The organism is Nitrospira sp. BLG_2 (assembly GCF_049222245.1).
Genome location: NZ_JBLYIG010000344.1, coordinates 1 through 3928 on the forward strand (window position 1 = coordinate 1; position 3928 = coordinate 3928).

Genomic DNA, 3928 nt, shown 5'->3' on the forward strand with positions numbered 1-3928 from the left:
CTATATCGTGAATGACTTTTTCGAATGGGTGCAGCACAATCGGGCGATCGTGAACACGAGGGATGAGCCGTTGGCAGATCCCAATCAATACCGGCGGATTCATCTGCTGCTGGGTGATTCCAACATGGCCGAATATGCGACGGCTTTAAAGCTTGGAACGACCGGGCTGGTGCTGCAGCTCATTGAGGAGGGGCATGCGCCTCAAGATTTGGAGATCGACGAACCTGTGGAAGCGCTTCAAGAGATTTCGCAAGATCCAGAACGGCGGTGGCTGATCCAGTTGCAGTCTCAAAGGACGATGTCGGCATTGGATATTCAAGAACGGTTTCTTGACTGTGCCGTTCAGTATTGCAAGGGGCAGGATGAAGAAACCGATTGGGTCATTGACCAATGGGCATCGGTGCTTCATGATCTACGCGGCGATTATCAAAAGCTCGTGGGACGTGTCGACTGGGCATCTAAGTTGTGGCTGCTGGAATGCTTCCGAGAAGCGGAACATGTCGACTGGAGCGATCCCCTGATGAAAAGTCTGGATCTGGAGTATCACAATCTGAATCACACGAAAGGGTTGTACCATGGATTATTGGAAGAGGGGCGTGCTCCTCGTGTGACCACAGACCGTCTCATCCAGCTAGCGATGGAAGCGGCCCAGAAAAACACGCGTGCGTACGGCCGAAGTGAACTGGTCAGACATCTCCTGAATGAGTGGCCCGCATCAGCCGCGGATCAGCTTCCGGCGCCAGATGGATTGTTTCCTCCCTATGTCATCAATTGGTCTATCTTCCAAGTGCGTGGTCATGCTCCGTTTCCCATGCCGGATCCGTTTAAGACATATCTGGAAGATGTGCGGACGCACCTTGAAAGTGCGATTGTTTAACTTTAGGTTCGAGATTGAAGTTTGTTTCAGTAGATCGCCATCATGGGATTGACGGAAGGGTACACTCTCGTCGGGACGTGGAGTCTCACTACTCGTAAGATTGCGTAGCCATCCTGCTTCCGGGAAGGCTTCCTGCCGCGTTCGTCATAGGCGCCCCAGCAGAAAATCTACGATTCGATTCTCTGCCCAATACGGGTCTTCTCCATTCCTACCCCGGTGGAAAAACCCGCAATGGCCCCCATAGCGAGGCGCAATCACTCGAATCTGAGGTTGCCGCTGAATCTCCGGTACGGTGAACATCGAGTAAGGAATAAACGGGTCGTCTTGTGCCGTAATGATGAGTGTAGGAACCGTGATGGCATCGAGCACATGGCGTGCGCCCGCCCGATCGTAGTAATCGGCACCGTCTCGATAACCTCCGTCATGAGCGGTATAGCAATCATCAAATTCGCTGATCGTGGCGATCCGATCAAGCTGGGATAGATTCCATTTCCCCGGCAACAGAGCCGCCTTTCTCCGTAACCTTGCTTTCAATCGCGTCAGAAAGTGGCGATGGTAGATGAAATTGCGAGGCTCCTCCAAGGCACGAGCACAAACGGTCGGATTGATGTTCGGGCATACTGCCGCGACACCGGCTAAGGCTGGCTCGGTCCGACCAAGCTCGCCGCCCGCTTTCAAGATGAGATTTCCACCCATGGAATACCCGATCAGCCATATGTGGTCGAGTCCGTCTCGATGGGCGAGCTCCTTGAGAATCGCGCGGTAGTCTCCGCTCAAACCGCTGTTATAAAGGGTCGGAGAGAGATGTTCGGTTCCGCCGCATGTACGCTGATTCATGCGGATGACGTTAAAGCCTGCGCGATAGGCCTTTGCCGCAATGCCGCGCATGTATCGCGACTCGCTGCAGCCTTCCAGGCCATGGACCAATACCGCTGTCGGACACGCTTTGCGATCGTCTTGCCAATGACAATATCCCTGAAGCTGTGTCTGTGGCTCAACGAGAAAGAGACGCAACTCCTGAGGCAATCCCGCCAAGGAGGTGTACCGTGGCACGTAGCGAGGGACGAGGGTCATGAGGTGAGCGTTCCGAAGAGGGGCCGGAGGTTGGAAGGACGACGCGATATCAACCATTGCTGGATGGGTCATGATGTTGAATTTATACGCCGCGCAGATAATTTAAGGGGTTTTCAGTCATCCTCTACAAGTCTAGTGCTTCCCACGAAAGACATCAAAGAGAACCGTGTCCTCATTTTAATGGATGACTCGTGCATACAGCTATCGGCGATGTCAGGAGGTGTTGTTAGAGAGGATGGATCATGACCAGAGCGGCACATGAGCATGTAAAAAATGAATGAAAGACCCTTACGTCACTGTGCCGGTTGTGCCAGGCGTTCGTTCCTCGAATGTGTGGTTAGACCGGGACATCACTGATCAGCGACCAAGCGGTGCTAGAGGAAGCAATGACCATCTGATGAACGTTGAAGTCTTGGAATTTGCGGGGCGAATCTCAGCCGACACGAACCGTGATGCATGTCTTTGCGACATATGTTGTGGTGGCTATCCATGCGGGGACCGTTTATAAGCCATCAGCGCGAAGTTTCCTAAAATTGTTTGCTATACGCGCGTAGGACGTGTGAGATCATTTTGAAGAGTCGAGGGGTAGGCCCCGGTAATGGCAAGTCGACCGACTTAGGCAACAGTATAGGAAGAGGGCCAAAAATCGTGCAGAGAACCGGCGACAAAGTCCACTCATGGCCCTGGGGAAGGCAACACGATTGTGAGTGCTGCCCGAGCCTGTTCGCAGACGGCTGAAATGTTAGCCAATGCGGCTACTGCGATGTGTAAGTGATATTGCCCATGCCTACCACCGCAAGGACTTCTATCAGGTGAATTTGGACCTATTCAGAAGAGGATAAGATAAGGAAAGCTTGTTTAGGAGAAGGTGGCTCCCCGGGCAGGACTCGAACCTGCGACCAGCCGGTTAACAGCCGGCTGCTCTACCAACTGAGCTACCGGGGAACAAAGACTTCCATAAGGAAGGGAACATTTTAGCAAAACGCTTCGAGGAATAGGGAGATTTTTTAGACGTCGAAATCTTCAGTTTCGTCTTCGTCGGACGAGGCGTCGGTATTGCCTTCCGCCAGTGCGGCATAATGTCTCGCCCAGGTGAGGTAAAGATTGCCGCTGTCGCGCATGGTATCCGCTGCTTTGACGAGCTTTTCAACAAGCTCAGGGTCTTTACCCATAGCTTGAATGGCTGCCGCCCGTCGCTCGATAGCCTTAGGATATTCTCCGATCAAACCAGAGATTTCTTGGAGCAGCTCCTCGATGACGTTGTCTTCGTTCTTCATGTGTGCCTCACTGAGCCCCAATAAAAAACCCCATAGCGTGAGGCCATGGGGTTTTCAACTCGAACCTCTCTCGGTTAACCTTGGTAGGCTTGGCCCAAAGCCGCAGATTCTCCTTTTTTCGACATCAACTGGCCTGTGGCGCTGACAGCTTGCATCACGATTGCTTCGTGCTTGGCGGCGTTGCAGACGACCACACAGAGTTCGCAACCCTTGCAACGGTCGATAATAACCTCGGCCACCATCTTAGTCGTGTTTAAGTCCAGACAATTGGCCTCTGGGCAATACATGATACACAACCGGCAGCCCTTCTTGGCGGTGCATTTTTCATCGATGACTTGTGCAACGTTATACATGCAACGTCATTCCTTCTCTTAGGCTGCAACGGCCGGATTACCGACACGCAGCTCGATCTTGTTCTTTTCCGCCCATTCTGCGGCGATTTCGTAGGCTCGTTTTACCGTCGCCAGATTTTTTGCCAGGAGCATTTCTTTCTTGGCGAACTTTTTCTTGATCGCTTCATCTAGAGAAGCGGTGCCACCCGATGCGACGAATTTCTTTCCGAAGCGTTCTGGTAATGCGCCGTCCAACGCTTCCATCGACACACACTTGGTAATACCGGCGACTGACCCAATCATAGTCATATTGGTTGATAATTCCGTACCCGCTGTCTCGATCGCCAGCTCGGTCCCGGCGATATAAA

5 protein-coding genes and 1 tRNA gene are annotated in these 3928 nt (G+C 52.6%); 1 reads left to right on the forward strand and 5 read right to left on the reverse strand.

The genetic code is table 11. The features are described from left to right. The coding region (locus tag ACOSYY_RS09465) for a proteasome accessory factor PafA2 family protein (protein WP_421662023.1) at positions 1-877 on the forward strand (877 nt) is incomplete at its 5' end. A 144-nt stretch (positions 878-1021) separates the two neighbouring features. Here ACOSYY_RS09465 and ACOSYY_RS09470 read toward each other — a convergent pair. From ACOSYY_RS09470 to ACOSYY_RS09490, 5 genes are all read right to left on the reverse strand, one after another. Next, complete coding sequence (locus tag ACOSYY_RS09470; protein ID WP_421662024.1) at positions 1022-1951, reverse strand: YheT family hydrolase; 930 nt, start codon at positions 1949-1951, stop codon at positions 1022-1024. A gap of 869 nt (positions 1952-2820) precedes the next feature. Continuing rightward, positions 2821-2896: transfer RNA gene (locus ACOSYY_RS09475), tRNA-Asn, on the reverse strand. A gap of 62 nt (positions 2897-2958) precedes the next feature. After that, on the reverse strand, positions 2959-3228 hold the full coding sequence (locus ACOSYY_RS09480; protein WP_421662025.1) for a hypothetical protein: 270 nt from the start codon (positions 3226-3228) through the stop codon (positions 2959-2961). A 74-nt stretch (positions 3229-3302) separates the two neighbouring features. Continuing rightward, a complete protein-coding gene (locus ACOSYY_RS09485) occupies positions 3303-3581 on the reverse strand; it encodes a hypothetical protein (RefSeq protein ID WP_421662026.1) in 279 nt (92 codons plus the stop codon). An 18-nt stretch (positions 3582-3599) separates the two neighbouring features. Then, positions 3600-3928 (reverse strand): 2-oxoacid:acceptor oxidoreductase family protein (locus ACOSYY_RS09490; protein ID WP_421662027.1); only part of this gene is annotated, 329 nt, incomplete at its 5' end.